The following is a 26,107-nucleotide window of genomic DNA, read 5'->3' as shown; positions in this document are numbered from 1 at the left end:
AGAAGATGTTATTTGTTTAAACATGAAAGAGGAGGATTACCTATGGAACAACAATCATTACATGACATTGTACAGCAAGCACAAAAAATGACAAATGAGGCATATCACAAAAAAGATGATGCTGAAAATTTATTAAGGCAATGTGAAGAACAGTTACAAAGAGCATTAAATGTTGCCCAACAGCAAGTAAAGATGGGGCATGTTCTACAGCAAATTCAAGATGCACAAAATGCAGTTGAACAAGCCAAAAATGCTGCTACCCAAATTCATACAAATCGAGAAGTTGCGTTAAACTCGGTTGAACAGGCTGTCCGTGCATGTAATCAAATTCAAGTATAATAATAAAAGGACTGACATAAGAGAATTACTTGTCAGTCCTTTTATTATTTACAACATTTTTTCTACTTATATTCTATTTAGGCTTCATCATCTTAACACGGTAAATTTGATGATACAGTTTATTAAGTATAGTTGCCCCGGGTATACGATATTACTAAATAAACTCTGCAATTAGTTAGAATACGTATTTTATAGCTTAGCACGTTGGGGAATTTAATTTTCCATAAAAAATTTACAAAAGTTTTCTGGAAAAGTGAATAGAATATACAGATACAAGTGTTTTAGTTAAAGTTTGTTTAGATTCTATTTTTAATAGTATAGTATCACGAATATATACATGTTAATGTGAATAATAAAGGATGATACATATATGGACAGTCTTTCACTCTCAAATATTATGATTATACTGGTTTTCTTTGCAACAATTTCTGGTGGAGTACTAGGGAAGGTTGCTGTAGTTATATTTGAAAAAAATATAGACCTATTATTTATTTTTTGTGGTGGATTGTTAGTTGGAATAATCGGGTTTGAGTTGATACCACATACTTTGGAGCATTACAGTCCGATTGGAATGTTAATTGGTTGTTTAGTAGGGTTATTATTAATGATACTCTTAGATTTGTTTATATCTTCGTTACTTTCAAAGCTAGAACTAAATGGAGATAATACAAGAACGTTTGTTTTTTTATTTATGGCAATTGCTTTTCATAATATACCCACTGGGATGGCAGTAGGTACAAGTATGACTGTCAATGCTTTCGAAGGTACATTGTTATTTGCGGCTATATTTTTACATCATATACCTGAAGGTTTAACACTAATGTTAACTTTGTTAAGAGCTAAACACTCAATGATTTTGTTTATGTTAGTCTCCTTTTTATTAGCAGCAGTATTAGGTGTGGGGTATAATTTAGGTGAATATATAAGCAACAATATTCAGCTTAATTCAGTTTTCATGGGCATTGCAATAGTTACATTGTCATATGTAGGCTTTTATGAAATTTTATGGAAAATGAAAAAAAGAGTCACTTTGTTAAAGTTTATAGGGATGCTATTTTTCAGTATCATAGTAATGGTAATAGTAATTAGGTTAGTTCATTAAAGACTTAATAACTAAGGTTTAATTTATTATAAGCTATTTTGAATGAATTTTTTCTTAAAGTTCAGGGTCCTACTTCATATTTTAGATAAAGTCTACATAGGATGAAACAATGAAGAAGAAATGCAAGGAGTGATTACATGGTTCATTTTGGATCAAAGGGCTATTATGTAAAATTACTCAAAGATCAAAATATTAGATTAATTGATGGTAAAAGACTAGAATCTTATAAAACTCATTATTTAGCAAACTACTACTTCAGCATAATAAATGAAAAGAATAAGTAAAGCTAATAACTAATATATATAATTCTCCCTTATTTACAATTATTATTAGTCTAAGTGATATAGACCACACCATTTATTTGCTTTATACGCCATAATAAGTGATGTAAACAACAACAAGATTAGGGAGGAACAAAAAATGTTAAAATTCGCAGCAAAAATAAATGCACCAGACTTTCCGCCAAGAGAAAAGCACCCAATGATTTTTAAAACTTTTGATGAATTAAATTCAGGCGAATTTATGGAACTTTCAAATGACCATGATCCACGTCCCTTACAATATCAATTTATGATGGAAAGAGCCGATCAATTTACCTGGGAATACTTAGAACAAGGTCCAGATGTATGGCGTGTAGCTATAGGAAAAAAATAACATCATAAACTATCCCTCGAACTAGGGGATAGTTTTTATTTATGGTTAAGTAATGGGTGAGGAACAAATCAGAATCGTATACTGACAGTAGAAGGAACACATGGGGATTTAAATCACAGTCGGGCAGAATAAATCGGGAAATTAGTAGTAATAGATGACCTGCCTGCTGGATGTAGAGAGCCTGAGAATGTGTAGTATGATATAAAAATATAAACTGAGGATGTAAAATTATGATTAAACGCTGGTTATTAGGAAATTTATTAATTGCGTTGTTAGTAATTGTCTGGAGTTATTGGAATCGAGAATATGTATCGCCAATTATACTTTCAGGACAAACAATAGCAATCGCAGCTGTCATCTTATTTTTAGTTAATTTCAATATGTATTTTGTATTATTAATGATACGTAAAGGGAAAAATAAAGAGGTTAAAAAGAAACTAGCATTATTTTCTCGGAAAATGATGAAATTACATGTACCTCTCGCTATAACAGCTGTTGCACTTATTATCATACATGCTTTTATAATGGGTGTTTTCCATCCTATTGGTTTGATTACACTTAAAAAAATAAGTGGAATAGTAGCTATTGCCGTTTTATATGTTCATCTGTTTAGTGGTTGGTTAAGACGGAAAAAAGCAACTGGCTTTCGAAGGAAATTCCATGCATCAATCTCGTTTGTCTTTTTCTTTTTTATGTTTTTACATTTGATGGTATGAAGAAAAAATCGGTGGGGTGCTTTGTATTGACTTTTTACGTTTTACTATATTGAAATATAATGAAAACCCGTTTTATTTCTGCTTTCTTTAGTATATATTCAGCATTATATGTATTAAGGTAGCCTTATTCCTACACTCATAAATTCTATTGAACTTACTTCTCTGGCTATTACATACTATTTAATAAATTGTACATAATAATACAGCCTTGGAGGTGAAAGTATGGAATCTGATAAATTTGAGGAAATATATAATGAATATAGAAATCAAAGTGAACAACAAGCTGTAGAAGAAATCAATGAATCCACAACAAAGGACTCCATCGAAGCAGTTCGAAAAAATGAAGATGGAGATATAATCGCCTTCAAAATGAAAAGTGGAAGAGAGTTAGACTATGTAACTGCTTTGAATGAAGCTAAAACGGGTATGATAGCACATGTGGATGTCTTCCATAAATACGGCCGCGATATTATTAGAAGTGAACCTTATGGTATAAAAGATAATAATCTGGATAATCTACCTACATTTTAAGAGGAATTACACCGAAGGGTGGATCCTTTTGGTGTAATTCTATATATAGAAGATATTTGAGTTATTCCCTTTTTGGAAACTATTACTTGTAGATTAAAATGAAATCAATTGTTATTATAAGTATCTATCAAGTTCAACAGCAGTTATAAAGTTAAAAATTCTTTTTGAAAAACTTATTGACTTCTATGAAATTGTTGTGATATACTAACTCTTGTCGCTGTAACAAGCGAATGAGAAAATGATGTTCTTTGAAAACTAAACAAAATGTCAAGCGTGCAAAACAAGTTGAACTCTAAGTTCAACAACCAAGTCAGTTTAAGTTTGAGCAATCAAACCCTTTTCGGAGAGTTTGATCCTGGCTCAGGACGAACGCTGGCGGCGTGCCTAATACATGCAAGTCGAGCGGATGACGAGGAGCTTGCTCCTCTGATTCAGCGGCGGACGGGTGAGTAACACGTGGGCAACCTGCCTGTAAGACTGGGATAACTTCGGGAAACCGGAGCTAATACCGGATAATCTCTTAAACCACATGGTTTAAGAATAAAAGATGGTTTTGGCTATCACTTACAGATGGGCCCGCGGCGCATTAGCTAGTTGGTGAGGTAACGGCTCACCAAGGCGACGATGCGTAGCCGACCTGAGAGGGTGATCGGCCACACTGGGACTGAGACACGGCCCAGACTCCTACGGGAGGCAGCAGTAGGGAATCTTCCGCAATGGACGAAAGTCTGACGGAGCAACGCCGCGTGAGCGATGAAGGCCTTCGGGTCGTAAAGCTCTGTTGTTAGGGAAGAACACGTACCAGTTAACTGCTGGTACCTTGACGGTACCTAACCAGAAAGCCACGGCTAACTACGTGCCAGCAGCCGCGGTAATACGTAGGTGGCAAGCGTTGTCCGGAATTATTGGGCGTAAAGCGCGCGCAGGCGGTTTCTTAAGTCTGATGTGAAAGCCCCCGGCTCAACCGGGGAGGGTCATTGGAAACTGGGAAACTTGAGTGCAGAAGAGGAGAGTGGAATTCCACGTGTAGCGGTGAAATGCGTAGAGATGTGGAGGAACACCAGTGGCGAAGGCGACTCTCTGGTCTGTAACTGACGCTGAGGCGCGAAAGCGTGGGGAGCGAACAGGATTAGATACCCTGGTAGTCCACGCCGTAAACGATGAGTGCTAAGTGTTGGAGGGTTTCCGCCCTTCAGTGCTGCAGCTAACGCATTAAGCACTCCGCCTGGGGAGTACGGTCGCAAGACTGAAACTCAAAGGAATTGACGGGGGCCCGCACAAGCGGTGGAGCATGTGGTTTAATTCGAAGCAACGCGAAGAACCTTACCAGGTCTTGACATCCTCTGCTACTTCTAGAGATAGAAGGTTCCCCTTCGGGGGACAGAGTGACAGGTGGTGCATGGTTGTCGTCAGCTCGTGTCGTGAGATGTTGGGTTAAGTCCCGCAACGAGCGCAACCCTTGTCCTTAGTTGCCAGCATTCAGTTGGGCACTCTAAGGAGACTGCCGGTGACAAACCGGAGGAAGGTGGGGATGACGTCAAATCATCATGCCCCTTATGACCTGGGCTACACACGTGCTACAATGGATGGTACAAAGGGTTGCGAGACCGCGAGGTTGAGCCAATCCCATAAAGCCATTCTCAGTTCGGATTGTAGGCTGCAACTCGCCTACATGAAGCTGGAATCGCTAGTAATCGCGGATCAGCATGCCGCGGTGAATACGTTCCCGGGCCTTGTACACACCGCCCGTCACACCACGAGAGTTTGTAACACCCGAAGTCGGTGGGGTAACCTTTTGGAGCCAGCCGCCTAAGGTGGGACAGATGATTGGGGTGAAGTCGTAACAAGGTAGCCGTATCGGAAGGTGCGGCTGGATCACCTCCTTTCTAAGGAAGAATTACGAAGACGCGCTTAGACATTTTGTTTAGTTTTGAGAGAGCATTCTCTCTATATTGTTCTTTGAAAACTAGATAGCAATAACATTCATATTTACTGTAGAAAAGTTCTTATTAAAATCTTGATGATTAAGATCATCTTAGGTTAAGTGAATAAGGGCGCACGGTGAATGCCTTGGCACTAGGAGCCGATGAAGGACGGGACTAACACCGATATGCTTCGGGGAGCTGTAAGTAAGCTTTGATCCGGAGATTTCCGAATGGGGAAACCCACTGTTCGTAATGGAACAGGATCTGTACCTGAATACATAGGGTACTGAAGGCAGACCCGGGGAACTGAAACATCTAAGTACCCGGAGGAAGAGAAAGCAAACGCGATTTCCTGAGTAGCGGCGAGCGAAACGGAAGAAGCCCAAACCAAGAGGCTTGCCTCTTGGGGTTGTAGGACACTCTATACGGAGTTACAAAGGAACGAAGTAGGTGAAGTGGTTTGGAAAGACCAGCCGAAGAAGGTAACAGCCCTGTAGCTGAAACTTCGTTCTCTCTTGAGTGGATCCTGAGTACGGCGGGACACGTGAAATCCCGTCGGAAGCTGGGAGGACCATCTCCCAAGGCTAAATACTCCCTAGTGACCGATAGTGAACCAGTACCGTGAGGGAAAGGTGAAAAGCACCCCGGAAGGGGAGTGAAAGAGATCCTGAAACCGTGTGCCTACAAGTAGTTGGAGCCCATTTATGGGTGACAGCGTGCCTTTTGTAGAATGAACCGGCGAGTTACGATCCCGTGCAAGGTTAAGTCGAAGAGACGGAGCCGCAGCGAAAGCGAGTCTGAATAGGGCGATTGTAGTACGTGGTCGTAGACCCGAAACCAGGTGATCTACCCATGTCCAGGGTGAAGTCCAGGTAACACTGGATGGAGGCCCGAACCCACGCACGTTGAAAAGTGCGGGGATGAGGTGTGGGTAGCGGAGAAATTCCAATCGAACTTGGAGATAGCTGGTTCTCCCCGAAATAGCTTTAGGGCTAGCCTTAAGGTAAGAGTCTTGGAGGTAGAGCACTGATTGGACTAGGGGCCCCCATCGGGTTACCGAATTCAGTCAAACTCCGAATGCCAAAGACTTATCCTTAGGAGTCAGACTACGAGTGATAAGGTCCGTGGTCAAGAGGGAAACAGCCCAGATCACCAGCTAAGGTCCCAAAGTATACGTTAAGTGGCAAAGGATGTGGAGTTGCTTAGACAACCAGGATGTTGGCTTAGAAGCAGCCACCATTTAAAGAGTGCGTAATAGCTCACTGGTCGAGTGACTCTGCGCCGAAAATGTAACGGGGCTAAACGTATCACCGAAGCTGTGGATTGACACTTACGTGTCAGTGGTAGGGGAGCGTTCTAAGGGCTTTGAAGCTAGACCGGAAGGACTAGTGGAGCGCTTAGAAGTGAGAATGCCGGTGTGAGTAGCGAAAAGACAAGTGAGAATCTTGTCCATCGAAAGCCTAAGGTTTCCTGAGGAAGGCTCGTCCGCTCAGGGTTAGTCGGGACCTAAGCCGAGGCCGAAAGGCGTAGGCGATGGCCAACAGGTTGATATTCCTGTACCACCTCTTTACCGTTTGAGCAATGGAGGGACGCAGGAGGATAGGGTAAGCGCGCTGTTGGATATGCGCGTCCAAGCAGTTAGGCTGGTAAGTAGGCAAATCCGCTTACCACATAAGCTGAGCTGTGATGGCGAGGGAAATATAGTACCGAAGTTCCTGATTCCACACTGCCAAGAAAAGCTTCTAGCGAGGTAGAAGGTGCCCGTACCGCAAACCGACACAGGTAGGCGAGGAGAGAATCCTAAGATGCGCGAGAGAACTCTCGTTAAGGAACTCGGCAAAATGACCCCGTAACTTCGGGAGAAGGGGTGCTCTGATAGCGTGCAAGCGCGAGAGAGCCGCAGTGAATAGGCCCAAGCGACTGTTTAGCAAAAACACAGGTCTCTGCGAAGCCGCAAGGCGAAGTATAGGGGCTGACACCTGCCCGGTGCTGGAAGGTTAAGAGGAGAGGTTATCCTTTTCGGAGAAGCTTTGAATCGAAGCCCCAGTAAACGGCGGCCGTAACTATAACGGTCCTAAGGTAGCGAAATTCCTTGTCAGGTAAGTTCTGACCCGCACGAAAGGTGTAACGATTTGGGCACTGTCTCAACGAGAGACTCGGTGAAATCATAGTACCTGTGAAGATGCAGGTTACCCGCGACAGGACGGAAAGACCCCGTGGAGCTTTACTGCAACCTGATATTGAATTTTGGTACAGCTTGTACAGGATAGGTAGGAGCCTGAGAAGCCGGAGCGCCAGCTTCGGTGGAGGCATCGGTGGGATACTACCCTGGCTGTATTGAAATTCTAACCCGCGCCCCTGATCGGGGCGGGAGACAGTGTCAGGTGGGCAGTTTGACTGGGGCGGTCGCCTCCTAAAGAGTAACGGAGGCGCCCAAAGGTTCCCTCAGAATGGTTGGAAATCATTCGTAGAGTGTAAAGGCACAAGGGAGCTTGACTGCGAGACCTACAAGTCGAGCAGGGACGAAAGTCGGGCTTAGTGATCCGGTGGTTCCGCATGGAAGGGCCATCGCTCAACGGATAAAAGCTACCCCGGGGATAACAGGCTTATCTCCCCCAAGAGTCCACATCGACGGGGAGGTTTGGCACCTCGATGTCGGCTCATCGCATCCTGGGGCTGTAGTCGGTCCCAAGGGTTGGGCTGTTCGCCCATTAAAGCGGTACGCGAGCTGGGTTCAGAACGTCGTGAGACAGTTCGGTCCCTATCCGTCGTGGGCGTCGGAAATTTGAGAGGAGCTGTCCTTAGTACGAGAGGACCGGGATGGACACACCGCTGGTGTACCAGTTGTTCTGCCAAGAGCATCGCTGGGTAGCTATGTGTGGACGGGATAAGTGCTGAAAGCATCTAAGCATGAAGCCCCCCTCAAGATGAGATTTCCCATTACTTTAAGTAAGTAAGATCCCTCAGAGATGATGAGGTAGATAGGTTCGAGGTGGAAGCATGGCGACGTGTGGAGCTGACGAATACTAATCGATCGAGGACTTAACCAAATAAACCAGTAAATATGAATGCTTGTTATCTAGTTTTGAGGGAACAATCCTCAAAATTAATATGTTTGGTGACGATAGCGAAGAGGTCACACCCGTTCCCATTCCGAACACGGAAGTTAAGCTCTTCAGCGCCGATGGTAGTTGGGGGCTGCCCCCCTGTGAGAGTAGGACGTTGCCAAGCAAAGACAAGGAGTAGCAGAGATGCTGCTCTTTTTAGTGAATCAGAAAGTGAAACGCAAATAACGGAATAGATGTCCGGATACATTTCAATATCGGACAAAAAAGCCCTTATTAGCATAAAAACGGCAGTCTTTATAAGTTTACCGGACAATATATCCTCTATTAACCAAAAAACAAAAGAGAGTACGTCCTCATTCGTGCAATAGCGGAGTAAAAGTCCGTGAAACGCAAATAACGGAATAAATGTCTGTAACCTTTTCAAAAGCGGACAAAAAAGCCCTTATTAGCACAAAAACGGCAGTCTTTATAAGTTTACCGGACAATAAATCCTCTATTAACCAAAAAACAAAAGAAAGTACGTCCTCATTCGTGCAATAGCGGAGTAAAAGTCCGTGAAACGCAAAAAAACCTTTGTGAAACGCAAATAACGGTATAGATGTCCGGATATATTTCAAAAGCGGACAAAAAAGCCCTTATTTACACAAAAGTGGCAGTCATTATAAGTTTACCGGACAATAAATCCTCTATTAACCAAAAAACGAAAGAAAGTACGTCCTCATTCGTGCAGTAGCGGAGCAAAAGTCCGTGAAACGCAAAAAAACCTCTGTGAAACGCAAATAACGGTATAGATGTCCGGATACATTTCAAAAGCGGACAAAAAAGCCCTTATTTACAAAAAGTGGCAGTCATTATAAGTTTACCGGATAATAAATCCTCTATTAACCAAATAAACCAGTGAATATGAATGCTTGTTATCTAGTTTTGAGGGAACAATCCTCAAAATTAATATGTTTGGTGACGATAGCGAAGAGGTCACACCCGTTCCCATTCCGAACACGGAAGTTAAGCTCTTCAGCGCCGATGGTAGTTGGGGGCTGTCCCCCTGTGAGAGTAGGACGTTGCCAAGCAAAGAGAAGGAGTAGCAGAGATGCTGCTCTTTTTTGCATATTAAGAGCTAAATTAAACCGTAAGGTCCTAAAAGTAGAAATTAAGGTTTGGAATAAGGCAATATTTAAACCCGAGGGTTGTGAGGAGCAAGGTGAACAAGGAGATAAACGAGAGAGAACCGGGAGGTATGATACATCCGCCGAGGACAGTACGAGGTGCAGGTTACGCAGAGATCCGCCGCTCTTCGCAAGCCGAGGTAAGAGCACAGAAGACAAGTTCTAGCGCCAAGTTGGGTTGTCTCCCTGTAAGAGTAGTATCTTGCCAAGCTAGAACAGAGTAGTAGTGATGTTTAATTATTTTATGGATTTAGACTAGGATGATACGAAAAGGATCTTTATAATATAAGATTAGGGTAAAGTGGAATAAAGAAAACAGAAAGAGCTTATATAGAACTGTTTGTGATTATATTTCAGTAATTAGAACAGGAAAGCTTTATACATAAAGGAACTGACTATTAAATAGAGAAAAAGAAAAAAGTGGCACAAAAGTGCAACTCCTTTCAAGGCTTAAGCAATAATTAATTTTGATTTCCTAAATTATAGAGTTCCAATTTAAATTGTTCCGTTAACTCATAGCCCTCTTGTACTAGTTGGCTATCTCCATTAGAGATTCCGTCAATTTGAAATTTAAGACCATCTATTAAATGCTCTATCTTTTTTGAGAATAAATTAATAAATTCTTGTAACTCAGCATCTTTAGTTTGTAAAAGGGCTGTTTTATTTAGTAATAATTCAAGCTCCTGCTTAGCGATTACCATTGCGTCTAATGCATCATCTAGCGCATCTTCTTTTTGGAATTCAGTTATTAATATATCTAATTCCTCCATAACGCGCTTTCCTTCCTGTATATAATTACTCAGCATTTTTAGACTTTCTTTATCTTCTTGTGAAAGGTTTGTTACATTCATATCAAGAGGTTTATTATTAGGGGATGCATTTGTAGTTACAATTTTTGATGAACATCCGACTAGCAGAAATAAAATAATCGAAAAAATAAAACCTAGTTTCATTTATTTACCACCTTTTTAAAATAGGTATAGAATAATATATGTCTGCTTGTACAATTTTATGAGAGGATACTTGAAAAAAACACACCCAGTAGGTGTGTTTAGTTTATTAATGCTTGTAACGGTGCTGGAATCCTACCACCACGACTAATAAGTTTATCTGAATTAAAAGGATTTACACCAATAACAGGCGCACGTCCGAGTAAGCCTCCAAACTCTACCATATCTCCTTCCTTTTTTCCGGGGACAGGTATTACTCTGACAGCAGTAGTTTTCTTATTTATCATACCAATTGCTGCTTCATCAGCTATAATAGCTGATAAAGTAGAGGCAGTTACATCGCCTGATAGTGCTATCATATCCAAACCAACGGAGCAGACACATGTCATAGCTTCAAGCTTAGCTAAAGAAAGGGCGCCATCTACAATTCCTTTAATCATGCCATTATCCTCACTTACAGGGATAAATGCTCCGCTAAGTCCACCAACATAAGAACTAGCCATTGCGCCCCCTTTTTTTACAGCATCATTCATTAACGCAAGAGAAGCAATTGTACCATGCGTCCCGACACGCTCGAGTCCTATTTCTTCCAGTATCTCTGCCACGCTATCATTAATCGCATTAGTAGGAGCTAGTGATAGATCCATAATTCCAAATGGGACATTTAGGCGCTCTGCTACAATACGCCCAATTAATTCACCAGCGCGGGTAATTTTAAAGGCTGTTTTTTTAATTACATCTGATACTTGACCTAAATCAGCATCTGGATAACGGCGAAGTGCATTTAATACAACACCTGGACCGCTTACGCCTATATTGATAACAGCTTCACCTTCTCCAGAGCCATGAAACGCACCTGCCATAAATGGGTTATCTTCTACAGGATTGCAGAAAACAACCAGTTTGGCACAAGCAAGGCCATTTTGATCCTTTGTATTTTCTGCAGCAGTTTTAATGATTTCCCCCATTTGACGAACTGCATCCATATTAATTCCAGTTTTAGTAGTCGCTACAGAAATAGATGAACAAACACGATCTGTAACTGTTAATGCCACAGGTAAAGCATCTAAAAGAGTTTGATCACTTTTGGTAATTCCCTTATGTAAAAGCGCAGAATAACCCCCAATAAAATCTACTTCTAGCGTTTTGGCTGCTTTATCAAGTGTTTTTGCTAATTCTATTGCTTGTTCTTTAGTGGCAGACCCTAGAATCTCTGCTACAGGTGTAATTGAAATCCTCTTATTAATGATAGGTATTCCATACTCTCTGCTGACATCTTCGGCAACTTCTTTTAAGCGGTTAGCATAAGTTGTTATTTTGTCATAGACCTTTTTATTCATTTTATCAAAATCAGAATCAGCACAATCACGTAGATTAATCCCCATTGTTACTGTACGAATATCCAAATTTTCCATTTGGACCATGCGGATTGTCTCCATCATTTCATCGATGGCAATGCTCATTTTCATTTGTTATACCCCCCTATTAAACGCGATGCATCGCTTGGAATATTTCTTCAAGTTGTATATTAATTTTGAGTCCCATCTCTTTGCTAATGGTATCGAATTGTTTTTGAAGGGTATCGAGGTTTTCAATTTCTGATACATCGACAAGCATCATCATTGTGAAAAAGTCCTGCAGTATAGTTTGACTTATATCAAGTATATTGACAGCATTATCTGCCAAGACATTTGTTACTTTTGCTATAATCCCAACTTGGTCCTTGCCTATTACACTTACAACAGCACGTCGTTTGTTCATTAAAATCACCTCATATAGTTAAATAGATAAAAACATAAAACTATTAATAAGATTAATACGGATTTAGGTTTTAGTTACAATAAAACTATACAATACCCAGTGGAGGCTAAGTATAAAAAAGATCGGACACGCCGCCAAACCCAGTAAACAATTAAATAATCGTGGTAAGTATGCTCTATTCTTTTATACTTTTGCCTGAGATAAAATGCCTTAGCGCTATATCTTGAACAGTCTCCCCTGAACCTACAGCTATTATAAGTGCGATCATAACATCCAAGCTGTATATATCTAGTATTGTTTCAAACCACTTTCTCTATTACATTTAAAATAATAGAACATTTTTATTGAGAAAGATATTGTTTAACCATACAATTAAGTTAAATTCAATCTTAGCCATAACTTATGAATTATAGCGAATATATAATAATTCTTTTGAATTTTAGGTTATTTTTGAAATTACATACTACTCTTTATTCAGGCTTAGATAATAAAGGAGGAACAAAAGCATGATTTCACTAATAAATGTATCTTACCGTAGAGATGGCAGGAAAATAATTGAAAATATAAATTGGGATATGAAAAGCGGGGAAAATTGGGCTATTCTAGGTTTAAACGGGGCAGGGAAAACCACTCTATTAAATATCATCACTGGATACACATGGCCCTCAACGGGTGAGGTTACGGTGCTAGGTAAGAAGTTTGGAACCTACCCAGTCTTTGAAGTTCGTAAGCAAATTGGTTTTGTCAGTTCCTCTATGAATGAAATGATACATGGGTATGATTATGCAGAGAACATTGTTTTGAGTGGTAAGTATGCTTCCATAGGACTATATGAAAATCCTGAGCAAGAGGATATTGATTATGCACTAGCTTTACTTGAGAAATTTCGTTGCAATTACTTAATTCACCGTTCTTATGAGACATTATCACAAGGTGAAAAACAAAAGGTTCTAATTATGCGGGCATTAATGGCGAAACCTAAATTACTAATTTTAGATGAACCTTGTGCAGGGTTAGATGTCCTTGCTCGTGAACAGGTTTTAGAGTTAATTGAAATGCTTGCAAACGATCCCGTTTCACCAAATATATTATTAGTTACCCATCATATTGAAGAAATTGTTCCTGGATTTGAATATATGTTGATGCTAAAGGACGGTGAAATTTTTTCAACGGGGAAAACAAAGGATTTGCTAACAAATGAAAAGCTTAGTGAATTTCTAATGAGAAAGGTTAGGATGGACCAGGATGATAATCGTTATTATTTAAGATTTGTTTAGAATAGGTTTGATCTGATAATTCTTCATATCTGGATGGGGGATTATCGTGGTTTTTTAAGATCTTAATAGTCACTTTACAAATGTGTCATTCACTAGAAAAAGTATGATATAATTACGCCATTCTAATTTTGACAACTCTAAAGAGTCAAATGACAAGTTTTTTTTAATAATAAAACTTGCTAGTACTTATCATAGTGTGAACATAAAGACAGCAATTCGCAATTCGGGAGGGGATATGGGAATGCAAATTACTAAAAGAGAAAAATTAATTAAAAGAATTGAAAACCACCTGCGAATTAGAGCACGTCAACTTGTTAAATTTGATACTGAAGAAGAAACACTACAATACGTTGTAGATTCTTTTAGAAATGAACTTCTATGTGACTTTGTAGGGATTATTTTAAAAGAAGAAAATTATTTGGTTTCCAAAGTGTCAAGTGGGGGTTCTGTTCATTTCACAAATTCATTTCCATTGTTGATTGAAAACTGCAACCCTGACCTTTTATTAAAAAGTTTGCGTTTTGAAGGGATAGACAAAGATGTTGATTGCCAGTTTTCAAATTTATTATTTGAAGAAAAAATATCTACATGGTTTACACTACCTTTAAAGGAAGGTAATAGTCACTTCGGATTTTGTGTGATTGGCTTTACTACAGCTGTACCGTTATTTGTAGAAATGGGCCAAATTTTTATTGAATTCGGGAAGGATATTGCAGTAGCTGTTTCCTTAGCTAAAAGAAAAGAAACACAGAAAAATATGATTAAAGGTGTTGAAGGATTAAGTCAAAATCTATTTATAGATTCATCAATTGAAAAGGTTGTAGAAACAGTCGTGGAACGTGCTGGTAAAGGGACTTATGCTAAAGGCGCATGTATTTATTTAATAGATGAACGGGAAAATTGTTTTATATTACAATCTCCTGCATATGGTACTGTGAATCAAACTGAAAAAATATTGATAGATAATGATTATGTTTTAAAACATCATTTCCCATACTTGGAAACACCGGGAGGGCATCAGTTATCTGTACCATTGGTAGTTAATCTAAAAACAATTGGAGTACTACATGTTGAGAACAAGCGAATAGGTGCATTTACTAACGAAGATTTTGAAGTTTTGGAATTATTATCGACACATGTAGCTGCAATCCTAGAGAATGCAAGATTGTATAAAAATGAGAAGGATCATAAGCAACAGCTTCATTCATTATTAGAATATCAACAAAAATTAATTAAGGAGACGGTTGAGCAAGAAAATTTTGATGGGATCACTTCAGCCCTAAGTAAACTATTATCAAAAACTGTAATATTATTTGACCGATTTATGCGTCCAATCGCATATGAGTTAAACAAGATTAAAAAGCCGGATTTGGATTATATTGTAACGTACGCTGCCGAAAATGTTGCTGAAAAGAATAGCTATGAATTGGAAATAAATATCGAGGGTCGGCCTATACAATTTAGGATTTGGCCAGTCAATGGTGCAGGCGAACTTCTGGGTTATTTAGCAATTAAAATTCCCACAGGTGAATTTGATGAATTTCACCGACTAAGTATTGAACTTTCGTTAAATGTTTATTCAGTTCAATTTATTAAGCAAAAGCTTGTATTTGATACGAAAGAGCAGGTAAAGGACAGTTTTATTAATAAATTATTAGTAGAAAAAATTGAAAATCCTGAAAGCATTATTCAATATGCCAACTTGTTTAATTGGGATATACAAAACGAATATAGAGTTTCGGTTTTAACAATTTTACTAGATGAACAGGAACTAGCAAATACTAATCTATTAGAACAGCAAGCGAAGAAAACGCTAATTTGGGAAAATTTAAAGACAAAATTAAGTATTTTCGACCAAGATTTTATTATTGCAAATAAGGGTGAAGAGTACATTATATTTGTCCCAACAGTAAAGGAAGGTAGCGACACTACAAAATACTGGACAAAGATTTATTCTTATATGAAAAGTTGGGTCAAAAAAGAAAGTATCCCATGTAATATCTTATTAGGGATAGGTGGAAAAACGAAGGATTTAAATGACTATTATAATTGCTATCAACAGGGAGTACAAACACTAAATGTTGTTATGCACCGTTTTAATAAAACAGGATTTGCTTTTTTTGATAATCTAGGTGCTTATACATTACTTTATCATTTGAGAGAGAAAGATGTGACAGCGCTTTTTATTAATAAACATCTTAAGCCACTACTGCAGTATAAAGATCAAAAAAGTTCAGATTTATTTGATACATTAAGAGTTTTTCTTCAGCAAAATGGAAGTATTAAAGAAACTGCAGATACTTTATTTATACACAGAAGTACGCTGCAATATCGGATGGAAAAAATTCAAAGTTTGTTAGAGGTTGATATTCACGATGCTGAACAACGGTTTAATTTAATGATGGCTTATAAATTATATGATTTATACTATGATTATTCCTAATTATTGAAGGAAAAACCTTTTTTATTTCATGCATGGCACACATATTCATAGATGCCTAGTTATTTTATAATTAAGTATAATTGGAAACGATTACAATTATTTTTAAATATGTTGTTTCTTATTTATTCCTTATTGTTCAAAAGCATTGGTTAACTGGGAGGCACGTAAAATGAGTTATCAAACATTGCAATACCACATAAAAAACCATGTAGCTTATTTGTCAATTGGTTTAATTCCTTACAGTTATTTAATTGATAATAATTTTGATCAGTTGGAGAGAATACTCAATAAAGTTGAAAGGGATAAAGACATAAATGTAGTAGTAATCTCTTTTATAAATGAAACGATAGTGAATTCTGAAAAGACGTTAAAGAACAACAAGAACTGTAATCAGAATACCAAAAGTAATGACTTAAAAGCGAATGCTTTATGTTCTGTTTTAAAGCATGTATCAAAGCCAGTTATAGGGGTAATGAATGGATTAGCCATTAGCAGTGTGCTTGAATTATTATTGGCATGTGATCTTCGAATATGCTCGGATCGAGCAAAATTTGCGTTTCCTGAAATTAATCTTGCTACAATACCTAACAATGGAGGGACACAATATTTACCAAAAATCGTAGGTCAAGCAGCAGCGAAGGAGTTACTCTTCTTTGGACTAATGATTGATGCTAATAGAGCATCAGCAATCAGTCTGGTAAATGCTGTTTTTCCGGATGAGGAACTAATTGCCAAAACAGAATGTTTAGCAGAGAAGTTGGCTAAAAAACCGCCAACAGCAATGAGAATGTTAAAAGAAACATTTAATCTTGTTTCAAATATTGAACTTTATACAGACCTTAAATGAGAGCCATTATATAATGTTCACTGCTCTGAAGCCGAAGGTAAATAAATCGTTAGTTAAAAATCTTATAAAGAGAGGGTCATAGCTTGATAGATTATCTAGGTATTGAACGTATAACAATAAACCTCCCGTTTAGATTAAATCATGTGCATTGTTTTCTTGCTGAAGGGGAGAATGGTTGGAAAGTAATAGACACTGGTTTGCATAATGAATCAGCAGTGCAAGCTTGGAAGGAACACATTACAAATAAAAAAATTTCGGATATTATTATTACTCATTATCATCCAGATCATTTTGGATATGCGGGGCAATTGCAAAGACTAACTTCAGCAAATGTTTGGATGACTGAGTGTGATTCCATCCTAAGTCGAGAATTATGGTCTAGCGAGGCAAGCGAAAAGCTTACGCATCTATACAAAGAATGTGGGTTCTCTCCGGAGACTGTAGGGAAATTAGCAAATGTAAATCCGCAAATCTATCCTTTTCCTGAGATAACAGGTTATTTAGATGAAGGCGATCAAATCAAGTTTGGAAAGTTTGAATATGAAATTATTTATACGCCAGGCCATGCAGACGGGCTATTTTGTTTATATAATAAAGAAAAAAGTATATTACTTTCAACTGATCATATCTTACCCGAAATAACACCAAATATCTCTCTGAAATTTACAGGCGAAAAAAACCCTTTAGGTTCTTATTTTGCATCATTAGCAAAAATTAAAGCACTTAATGTAGATTTTGCAGTTCCTTCACATGGAGACCCTTTTTATAATGTCAATCAAAGGATCCAGGAAATAGAAGATCACCACATTGAAAGGTTAGAAAAAATGCTAGAAATTATTTCTACTCCTAAAACTGCAATGGAAGTATGTAAGGAAATATTTAGAAGAGATCTAACATTACATGAGTTACGGTTTGCAATAGGGGAAACTCTATCGCATTTAGAGTACCTAATTGACCAAAATAAATGTAAAAAGGAAATGATTAATGAAATATGGTACTATTGTAAAAATTAAATGTAGGCGTTTCCTCTATAAGTTGATCATAAAATGATCAACTTTTTTTTGCGTTTTACCACAAATAATAAATACTACCAAACAGTTGTTAAACAGCATGTAGAATAATATAAAACCCATCGAACTATTTTTCAGTAATTTGAATGAAAAATATAGCAGTAATTCGTTTATTGTGTAGGTATTTTTTTGCGAATTAATATCCTATAATAAATTTACAGAAAATAAAGAATTCCTAGAATAATCATACAGCAGAATGGTGAGTTTAATATAATCTTTAGGAGGAGTAAATGTTAAAGGTATGTTATCAGTTGTTCTAAGAAACAAAGGTTCCAAAACAGTTTTCCTTCGGAGAGAGCTTGAATCTAATAAGTGTTTTTGAAAGTGCTTTCTTAATTCATCATTAATAGATTACAAGCACAAGCTCTAGTGAGAATTAAAATGACTACAAATCTTGAATTGAATAAAGAAGTTGCACCACCATTATTATTAATACAGCTTGTACGAGCTGGTAGGTTAGGGAAGAAGACAGGACCTGGCTTCTATGACTACGACAATCAATAATGGACAGGAGAGAATTGACATGAATCTTGAATTAATTAGCTGCGAAATTGAAAGTAATGTAGCAGTTGTAACTATTAATCGTCCGCCAATGAATCCATTAAATACAACTGTTTTCTCCGAATTAAGTACGTTAATGGCCGAACTTGATACAAATAAAGCGGTAAGGGCTGTAATTCTAACAGGTAGTGGGGAGAAAGCTTTTGTGGCAGGGGCTGATATTTATCAAATGATGACTCTATCTACGATAGGTATGATGGAAATGAATAAGATTTCACGAACAGTTTTTAGCCAAATTGAAAACCTTTCCAAGCCAGTTATCGCAGCTATTAATGGCTTAACTCTTGGCGGTGGATTAGAACTTGCTTTAGTATGTGACTTCCGTATTACCTCAGAAAAAGCAAGATTTGCATTCCCAGAGATTGGATTAGGTATTATTCCGGGTGGGGGCGGTACACAGCGGCTTCAACGAATTGTAGGGCAAGGAATTGCTAAAGAACTACTATTTTTCGGGGAAATGTTTGATGCACAAAGAGCTTTGGATATAAATTTAGTGCATAAAGTGGTCCCGGTTGAGGAAGTGTTACAAACAGCTAAAGAATGGGCAGCTAAGTTAGCTGAAAAGCCTGTGATTGCTTTACGTCTGTTGAAAACAGCTGTTAATACAGGGGCAAATGTTGACCTAGAGTCAGGTTTATCAATTGAAAGTGCTTGTTTTGGAAATGCATTTGCTACAGAAGATCGCAAAGAAGGGATGCAAGCCTTTGCTGAAAAGAGAAAACCAGTCTATACAGGCCGTTAAACCTGTATTTGTTTGGAGGAAAGTATCTCAATGAATGAATATAGATTTGATGTGAAATGGGGAGCCACTGATGCTGCTGGTATTGTTTTTTATCCTAATTTTTATAAATGGATGGATGAAGCTACACATAACCTTTTTGTAAATAGTGGCTATCAACTTTCAAAACTGTTTGCAGAAGAAAGTATAGGGATACCTTTGCTAGAAGCTAATTGCCAGTTTAAATCACCTCTCCGTTTTGAAGACTATGTTACTGTTCGTACTTCCATTAGGGAAATACGTAATAAAGTGCTAATACTAGACCATGTATTTAGTAAAAGGGATATAGAAGTAGCGATTGGCTATGAGGTACGTGCTTGGACTAGATTTGGAACAATTCCAAAAGCGGAACCTGTTCCGCTTGAAATACAAAATGCGCTTGGATATCAGAAATCATCTATTTAATCTGTTGTTATAGCTTTAAAACAATAAATAAAAAAATAAAATGGGGGTCATAGTATGGCTACATGGTTAAAAAAGAGAATGTTGGCTACTAGTCTATTACTTGTTTTTGTTTTAATGATGGCAGCATGCGGAGGTCAATTTGCAACAGAATCTAATTCAAGTAGTAGTAGCAGTAGTGAAAGTCAATCTAGTGGTGAAACAGAGGAAGAGGTGATCAAGATTGGTGCAATTTTTGCTGAAACTGGTCCAGCCTCTACTCTTGGTAAGACGCAAGCAAATTACGTGAAGGTACTTCAAAAACAACTAGACGAAGAAGGAACAATTAATGGGAAGAAGATTGAAATCATTATGCAAGACTATGAAACTGACGATACAAAAGCCGTAGTTGCAGCTGATAAATTGATTTCTGAAGGTGTGGTAGCTGTTGTCGGCGCTACTCAAGCAAGTACATCAATGGCAATTTTACCAAAAGTAACAGCAGCAGGGATTCCATTAATGACTGTTGCTCCTGTTGCACCAGAAACAGAAGGGATCTATCAAATGGCACCTAGTAATATAACTAGTAGTGAGATGATGGTTGATTTCTTGAAGAAACGTAACATAACAAAAGTTGCTTGGATAAATGCGCGCGATGGTTTTGGTGTTGATGGTCTTCCATATTTTGAAGAAGCAGCAAAACAAAATAATATTGAAATCGTAGCTCATGAAGAATTTGATGCTACAGCAACAGACATGACAATTCAATTGACGAATATACGCAAAAGCAACCCTGAAGCAATTATCGTATGGTCAAGAACACCTGGTGCCGGAATTGTTGCACGAAATTTCAAATCACTTGGCTTTGATATTCCAATGATTCAATCGAGTGCGTCTGCTAACCAAGGATTCTTAGACCAAGTAAAGGATAATAATGAAAATATTTTTGTAATTGGTAGTAAATTAAGTGTTGTTGATCAATTACCTGATGGTGATCAAAAAGATCGCTTAGCCAAGTTACGAGAAGATTATCGTGCTGTTCACAACAGTGATCCAGATAACTTTACAGCACACGCTGCCGATGGTTTTAATTTAATTCTTGAAGCAATAAGAGCTGGAAATACAACTCCTGAAGCAATTCATGAATACTTCAAGAACGAAGTTACTGAACATCCTGGCCTGACTGGTACATTCAATCTGCAATCCGATCATGTTGGACCACAGCAAGATGGATTCTCAATACTATCAATCGAGAATAATCAATGGAAATATAACGAATAAAGCTGGAACCAATGGCAGAAGCTACTTCTGCCATTGGTTTTTAAGAAAGGGGCTAATGCAAAATGGATCTGCTCATGCAATATATTGTAACAGGATTAACAGTAGGTAGTATATATGCGTTAATTGCGATTGGCTTTGTAACAATCTATAACATTACTGGAGTTTTAAACTTTGCGCAGGGTGAGTTTGCAATGATAGGTGCCCTTACTTGTATTACATTTGTAAATGCTGGTTTTCCAATGTTCGTTTCTATGATTCTAGCAATTCTAGTCACTGCGCTTATTGGGTTTATCATTGAAAGGACAGCTATTCAGCACGCCAGAAACAGCTCGGTGATGATCCTTATTATTATTACCATTGGATTATCCACATTTCTAAAAGGAATGGGTCTTATCGTTTGGGGATCTTATCCTAAACAACTTGCTCCTATAGTCCAAATGGATTCCATTAACTTCATGGGTGCAGTAATTAATCCTCAGAGTCTTTTTGTATTCGCGGTATTAGGTATACTTCTAACAGTACTATATGTGTTTTTTGATAAAACATACCTAGGATCAGCATTAAAGGCAAGTGAAAAGAATCCACGAGCTGCTACTTTAATGGGAATCAATACAAAAACGATGTCAGCATTAGCTTTTACACTTGCAGCTGCGTTAGGTGCAATTGCTGGAATTATGATTACTCCTTTAACGGATGCAACCTATGAAATGGGCTTTTTAATTGGTATTAAAGGCTTTGTTGGAATGGTAATTGGCGGCATGAACAATATTTCTGGGGCTGTAATGGGAGCGCTGTTAATAGGACTGTTGGAAGCGTTTTCAGGTGGTTTCATTTCTACCTTTTATAGTGATGCTATTGTATTTGGATTATTAATTCTTGTATTGTTCTTTAAACCGAATGGCTTGTTTGCTAGAGCTTCGGGTGAAAGAGTATAAAAAGAGGAGGGAATGCGATGACTAAGTTGGAAAATGTCTTATATGGTAATCGATTAAAGCCTCTGCTATTTTTAATCGCGATTGTACTGATTTTACCGTTTGTTATAGCATCACAATATATCTTTACAATTTTAATATTAATAGGAATTTACACAATTGTTACAATCGGTTTAAGTTTGCTGATCGGTTATGCTGGTCAAATATCGCTAGGTCATGCTGCGTTTTTCGGAATTGGAGCTTATGTCTCCGGAATATTAACTGCAACGTATCATGTGTCACCTTGGATTGCGATGATTATTGGAATGGTAGCAACGTTTGGAATTGCCTACATTATTGGTATTCCAATTTTGAGATTGAAAGGGCATTTTCTAGCTCTGGCTACGATTGGAATTAATATTATCGTATTTATCTTTATGCTAGGTTTTAATGATCTAACAGGAGGAGCAGCGGGTTTAGTAGGTATTCCCACGCTATCAATTTTCGGATTTTCTTTAGCTCATAAAGTATTTTTCTATTATTTTGTCTGGCTTGTTGCTATCCTGACGCTGATTCTATCTACCAACATCGTACGCTCCCATGTTGGTAGACTATTAAGAAGTATTCATGATAGTGAAATTGCAACAGAAACACTCGGAGTCCAAGTATCAAAATACAAGGTAGCTATTTTTGCTTTAAGTGCCGCATTTGCTTCTATTGCAGGAAGTTTATATGCACATTATATTACGTTTATTGCACCACCTACTTTTTATATAACAAAATCAATCCTGTTTTTAATTATGGTTATGGTTGGAGGAGCTAGTTCACTATGGGGTGCTGTTATTGGAACCACTATCATCATGTTTTTAAATGAAATAATTCGGTATGTGGGTCATGAATATTTTGGAATTAGTGGTGAGGTTGAAATTGTTGTATATGGTTTAATCATTATTTTAATGATGATGTATATGCCGAAAGGTCTAATGAATATTCTCGCGCAATTTGGTTCTAAAAATAAACGACATAAACAACAAAGTATTATTGAGAAAGAAAGTGTTACACAGCAGGAGGGGGCCTAATATGACGACGTTACTTGAAGTAAAAGGTCTAACTAAGCAGTTTGGTGGTGTTGTGGCGGTATCGGATGTGAGTTTCGAAGTGAATAAAGGGGAAATTGTCGCGGTTATTGGCCCGAATGGAGCTGGTAAGACGACGTTGTTTAATATGATATCTTGTTTCAATCTACCTACTAGAGGGGAGGTGTTTTATAAAGGAAAAAAGCTTACTGGTCAAAAAGTTCCTGTATTAGCTCAGTTAGGAATCTCAAGGACTTTCCAGAATCTACAAATATTTGAAAATATGACAGTACTTGAAAATGTAATGATGGGTACTCATGTAAAATTAAATACGAATGTTCTAAGTGCAGCATTCAGGCTTCCGCGTATTAAAAAAGACGAAAAAATAGCCTATGAACTTGCATTGGAAGTTATAAAGATGGTTGAGCTGGAGGATTTAATGTTTGAAAAAGCGGGTCAACTGTCTTATGGCCGTCAAAAACAATTGGAATTTGCTAGAGCAATTGTCTATGAACCGGAGTTTATAATGTTAGATGAACCGATGGCAGGTCTAAATGACACAGAAACCAATAAAATGGCAGGATATATTCAAAAGTTAAAACAAAAAGGCCACTCGTTCCTGTTTGTTGAACATAAAATGGCGACCGTAATGGAGTTAGCTGATCGTATTGTAGTAATTGATTTTGGTAAAAAGATTGCCGAAGGAACACCAGAAGAAATTCAAAAGAATGAGAAGGTTATTGCTGCTTATTTAGGTGAGGAGGCTGTTTAATTTGCTAAAAGTACAAGGATTATCCACACATATCGGTAAAATTCAGATCCTTCATGATATTAATTTTCATGTCAATAAAGGAGAGATCGTCTCGATAATCGGTGCAAACGGAGCAGGAAAAAGTACACTCCTAAATACACTTGCAGGTTTGATACAACCATCTGCTGGTATAGTAACATTAGATGATGAAATGATCAGCGGCTTCCCGGCATATAAAGTGGTTGGCAAGGGGTTAAGCCTAGTTCCTGAAGGGCGACAAGTATTTTCAAACTTAAGTGTGAAGGAAAATTTAATGCTAGGTATATTTTCAAAGTATTATAAAAATCGAAACTTAGCTAATGAAAATTTAAACAAAATGCTAGAAATGTTCCCAAATCTAAAAAAACACTTTCATAATCTTGGCGGTAATTTAAGTGGTGGGGAACAACAAATGCTGGCTGTGGCAAGGGGATTAATGTCAAATCCCAAAATAATCTTATTAGATGAACCATCAATGGGATTAGCTCCATTGGTAGTAAAAGAGATTTTAGATACACTAATGGTTATAAAAGAAGAGCTGGGGACGATGGTTATTTTAGTTGAACAAAATGTAAAAGCTGCATTAAAGGTAGCGGACCGGGCCTATGTTATTGATCAGGGGAGAATAATTTTAGATGGTACTAGAGATGAAATAAGCTCTAATCCACAAGTAATGTCTGCATATCTAGGTATGAAAACCGTAGAGGTATAGGTGGGAGGAGATAAAAAATGATTTTATCATCGAAGTCAACTGTTGGTGGGGGCTTTTTGGTTGAAGACGTATTGCCAGAGACAATGTTTACTCCTGAAGATTTTACAGATGAACATGTAATGATGGCAGATATGACTGAAAAATTTATTATGAATGATGTGATGGCTGTACTAGGCAGAATTGAAGAGCAACAGTTTGATCAAACGTTGTTAATGATGAGGAAAGCGGGCGATCTAGGGTTACTTGGTATAGATGTGCCCGAAGAATATGGTGGATTGCAGCTGGATAAAATAAGCGCGTCTGTTATTACCGAGAAAATTGCGGTATCGCGATCTTTTGCAATTACATACAGTGGTCAAATTGGGATTGGTTCACTTCCGATTGTCTACTTTGGTACAGATGAACAAAAGAAAAAGTATTTACCTGGTATTATTAGCGGAGAAAAAATAGGAGCATATGCATTAACTGAACCTACGTCTGGCACAGATGCGCTAAGCGCAAAAACAACAGCAAAGCTTTCTGATTGTGGCTCATATTATGTTTTAAATGGAGAAAAGCAATGGATCACCAATTCGGCATTTGCAGATATCTTCATTGTTTATGCAAAAGTGGATGGTGAAAAATTTACTGCTTTTATTGTAGAAAAGGATTATAATGGATTATCAACAGGTCCTGAAGAAAAGAAGATGGGATTAAAGGGTTCTTCAACTCGTTCACTTATCTTAGAAGATGTGAAGGTTCCTGTAGAAAATGTATTAGGAGAACTAGGCAAAGGGCATGTCATCGCCTTTAATATATTAAATATTGGCAGACATAAAATTTCTACACAATGCGTTGGAACATCAAAACGAGCTATTGAGCTTTCAGTAAAATATGCAAAAGAAAGAAAGCAATTTGGTCAATCAATAAGTGAGTTTAACTTAATTAAAGGTAAAATCGCAGACATGGCTATTCGTACTTATGTTAATGAAAGTATGGTATACAGAACTGCAGGATTAATTGAGAACGCCTTTAATGAATCTGATAAATCTACTGTTAATCCTGCTAAAGTTATCAGTGAATTTGCTGTAGAATGTTCTATTAATAAAGTTTTTTCAACTGAAGTCTATGATTCGATAATCGATGAAGCTTTGCAAATTCATGGTGGATACGGTTATATGTCAGAATATGAAGTGGAAACACTTTATCGTGATTCTAGGGTTAACCGTATTTTTGAAGGTACAAACGAAATTAACCGAATTATCATTGCGTCAACTTTACTTAGAAAACTAAATCTAAATGAAACTGAAATCGAATCGAAAATTAAAAGTGATGATTTACTTGCTCAGGAAAAAGAAGCACTTTATACGTTAAAGGCTATTTACAAAGATTTGTCTATAACAGTGCAAGATAAATTCTTAGAGAAAAACAAAGAGCAAGAGTTGATGGCATTAATTGCAGACTTGGTTATTGCGATCTATGCAGCAGAAAGTGCAATTATACGATCAATTAAAGCAGTTCAACGAAACGGAAGTGAGCAAGAAGAACAAAAGCTTAACTATACGAAGGTTTATGTTAAGGAAACGTCCTCAAAGATGTTACTACAGATCATAAACTTTTTACCTTATATTGGTGACAATCAGTTGAGCGCATCTGTTCTTCGACAAGCTGAGAAATTGATGCTGAGTTCATCAGTTGATACTGTTTCATTAAAAAGAAAAATTGCTGATCATATTCTTGCAGCAGAGGAATATACTTCATAACACTGTTTAGTAAAGGTATCAGAGAA

Annotated in this window: 21 protein-coding genes, 4 rRNA genes and 1 pseudogene; 23 read left to right on the top strand and 3 right to left on the bottom strand. The window is 37.7% G+C overall.

All coding sequences use genetic code 11. The annotated features are described in order from the left end of the window. Positions 1–42 precede the first annotated feature (42 nt). The 10 genes from C1724_RS10310 (at position 43) to rrf (C1724_RS10265) (ending at position 9,405) form a co-directional block, all read left to right on the top strand. The gene (locus C1724_RS10310; RefSeq protein WP_102346570.1) at positions 43–339 is read left to right on the top strand and encodes a hypothetical protein; all 297 of its coding nucleotides are present in this window, start codon (positions 43–45) and stop codon (positions 337–339) included. 370 nt (positions 340–709) lie between these two features. Next, the gene (locus C1724_RS10305) at positions 710–1,441 is read left to right on the top strand and encodes a ZIP family metal transporter (RefSeq protein ID WP_102346569.1); all 732 of its coding nucleotides are present in this window, start codon (positions 710–712) and stop codon (positions 1,439–1,441) included. A gap of 137 nt (positions 1,442–1,578) precedes the next feature. After that, positions 1,579–1,725: a DUF2639 domain-containing protein gene (locus C1724_RS10300; RefSeq protein WP_102346568.1), complete on the top strand. Its 147-nt coding sequence runs from the start codon at positions 1,579–1,581 to the stop codon at positions 1,723–1,725. 136 nt (positions 1,726–1,861) lie between these two features. Next, complete coding sequence (locus C1724_RS10295; RefSeq protein WP_102346567.1) at positions 1,862–2,095, top strand: DUF2249 domain-containing protein; 234 nt, start codon at positions 1,862–1,864, stop codon at positions 2,093–2,095. A 230-nt stretch (positions 2,096–2,325) separates the two neighbouring features. Next, on the top strand, positions 2,326–2,811 hold the full coding sequence (locus tag C1724_RS10290; RefSeq protein ID WP_258000339.1) for a hypothetical protein: 486 nt from the start codon (positions 2,326–2,328) through the stop codon (positions 2,809–2,811). A gap of 222 nt (positions 2,812–3,033) precedes the next feature. After that, positions 3,034–3,342, top strand: coding sequence for a DUF3892 domain-containing protein (locus C1724_RS10285; RefSeq protein WP_102346566.1), 309 nt, complete (start codon positions 3,034–3,036; stop codon positions 3,340–3,342). 337 nt (positions 3,343–3,679) lie between these two features. Continuing rightward, positions 3,680–5,228, top strand: a 16S ribosomal RNA gene (locus C1724_RS10280). A 152-nt stretch (positions 5,229–5,380) separates the two neighbouring features. Continuing rightward, positions 5,381–8,317 (top strand): 23S ribosomal RNA (locus tag C1724_RS10275). Positions 8,318–8,381: 64 nt separating this feature from the next. After that, a 5S ribosomal RNA gene (gene rrf, locus C1724_RS10270) occupies positions 8,382–8,498 on the top strand. Between the two features lie 790 nt (positions 8,499–9,288). Next, positions 9,289–9,405 (top strand): 5S ribosomal RNA (gene rrf, locus C1724_RS10265). Together the 16S, 23S and 5S rRNA genes form the textbook arrangement of a ribosomal RNA operon. Before the next feature lie 557 nt (positions 9,406–9,962). Here rrf (C1724_RS10265) and C1724_RS10260 read toward each other — a convergent pair. The 3 genes from C1724_RS10260 to C1724_RS10250 all read right to left on the bottom strand — a co-directional run bounded on the left by C1724_RS10260 (position 9,963) and on the right by C1724_RS10250 (position 12,212). Further along, the gene (locus C1724_RS10260; RefSeq protein ID WP_102346565.1) at positions 9,963–10,454 is read right to left on the bottom strand and encodes a hypothetical protein; all 492 of its coding nucleotides are present in this window, start codon (positions 10,452–10,454) and stop codon (positions 9,963–9,965) included. A 98-nt stretch (positions 10,455–10,552) separates the two neighbouring features. Beyond that, on the bottom strand, positions 10,553–11,914 hold the full coding sequence (locus C1724_RS10255) for a PFL family protein (protein WP_102346799.1): 1,362 nt from the start codon (positions 11,912–11,914) through the stop codon (positions 10,553–10,555). A gap of 22 nt (positions 11,915–11,936) precedes the next feature. Further along, complete coding sequence (locus C1724_RS10250) at positions 11,937–12,212, bottom strand: ACT domain-containing protein (RefSeq protein ID WP_102346564.1); 276 nt, start codon at positions 12,210–12,212, stop codon at positions 11,937–11,939. 506 nt (positions 12,213–12,718) lie between these two features. Between C1724_RS10250 and C1724_RS10245 the strand changes: the two genes are divergently transcribed. The 13 genes and pseudogenes from C1724_RS10245 to C1724_RS10185 all read left to right on the top strand — a co-directional run bounded on the left by C1724_RS10245 (position 12,719) and on the right by C1724_RS10185 (position 26,081). Beyond that, on the top strand, positions 12,719–13,489 hold the full coding sequence (locus C1724_RS10245) for an ABC transporter ATP-binding protein (protein WP_102346563.1): 771 nt from the start codon (positions 12,719–12,721) through the stop codon (positions 13,487–13,489). A 241-nt stretch (positions 13,490–13,730) separates the two neighbouring features. Next, positions 13,731–15,932: a helix-turn-helix domain-containing protein gene (locus C1724_RS10240; RefSeq protein ID WP_102346798.1), complete on the top strand. Its 2,202-nt coding sequence runs from the start codon at positions 13,731–13,733 to the stop codon at positions 15,930–15,932. A 169-nt stretch (positions 15,933–16,101) separates the two neighbouring features. Further along, positions 16,102–16,779, top strand: coding sequence for an enoyl-CoA hydratase/isomerase family protein (locus C1724_RS10235; protein WP_102346562.1), 678 nt, complete (start codon positions 16,102–16,104; stop codon positions 16,777–16,779). Between the two features lie 83 nt (positions 16,780–16,862). Further along, on the top strand, positions 16,863–17,792 hold the full coding sequence (locus tag C1724_RS10230; RefSeq protein ID WP_102346561.1) for an MBL fold metallo-hydrolase: 930 nt from the start codon (positions 16,863–16,865) through the stop codon (positions 17,790–17,792). A 459-nt stretch (positions 17,793–18,251) separates the two neighbouring features. Further along, positions 18,252–18,353, top strand: a pseudogene (locus tag C1724_RS10225) (3-hydroxyacyl-CoA dehydrogenase family protein); the annotation flags it as partial. Between the two features lie 19 nt (positions 18,354–18,372). Beyond that, on the top strand, positions 18,373–19,152 hold the full coding sequence (locus C1724_RS10220; protein ID WP_102346560.1) for an enoyl-CoA hydratase-related protein: 780 nt from the start codon (positions 18,373–18,375) through the stop codon (positions 19,150–19,152). 30 nt (positions 19,153–19,182) lie between these two features. Further along, positions 19,183–19,593, top strand: a complete 411-nt coding sequence (locus tag C1724_RS10215; protein WP_102346559.1) for an acyl-CoA thioesterase — start codon at positions 19,183–19,185, stop codon at positions 19,591–19,593. Between the two features lie 54 nt (positions 19,594–19,647). Further along, positions 19,648–20,850, top strand: coding sequence for an ABC transporter substrate-binding protein (locus C1724_RS10210; RefSeq protein WP_102346558.1), 1,203 nt, complete (start codon positions 19,648–19,650; stop codon positions 20,848–20,850). A 62-nt stretch (positions 20,851–20,912) separates the two neighbouring features. Continuing rightward, on the top strand, positions 20,913–21,785 hold the full coding sequence (locus tag C1724_RS10205) for a branched-chain amino acid ABC transporter permease (RefSeq protein ID WP_102346557.1): 873 nt from the start codon (positions 20,913–20,915) through the stop codon (positions 21,783–21,785). Between the two features lie 17 nt (positions 21,786–21,802). Then, positions 21,803–22,840 (top strand): branched-chain amino acid ABC transporter permease, encoded by a 1,038-nt coding sequence (locus C1724_RS10200; protein ID WP_102346556.1) that lies wholly within the window; start codon positions 21,803–21,805, stop codon positions 22,838–22,840. A gap of 1 nt (position 22,841) precedes the next feature. Continuing rightward, complete coding sequence (locus C1724_RS10195; protein ID WP_102346555.1) at positions 22,842–23,609, top strand: ABC transporter ATP-binding protein; 768 nt, start codon at positions 22,842–22,844, stop codon at positions 23,607–23,609. A 1-nt stretch (position 23,610) separates the two neighbouring features. Further along, complete coding sequence (locus C1724_RS10190) at positions 23,611–24,339, top strand: ABC transporter ATP-binding protein (protein ID WP_102346554.1); 729 nt, start codon at positions 23,611–23,613, stop codon at positions 24,337–24,339. A gap of 17 nt (positions 24,340–24,356) precedes the next feature. Then, positions 24,357–26,081 (top strand): acyl-CoA dehydrogenase family protein, encoded by a 1,725-nt coding sequence (locus tag C1724_RS10185; RefSeq protein ID WP_102346553.1) that lies wholly within the window; start codon positions 24,357–24,359, stop codon positions 26,079–26,081. Positions 26,082–26,107 lie beyond the last annotated feature (26 nt).

The sequence above is a fragment of the Bacillus sp. Marseille-P3661 genome, assembly GCF_900240995.1.
In the GTDB taxonomy this organism is placed as follows: domain Bacteria; phylum Bacillota; class Bacilli; order Bacillales; family Bacillaceae_J; genus OESV01.
This window is presented reverse-complemented; position numbering and strand designations above follow the sequence as displayed.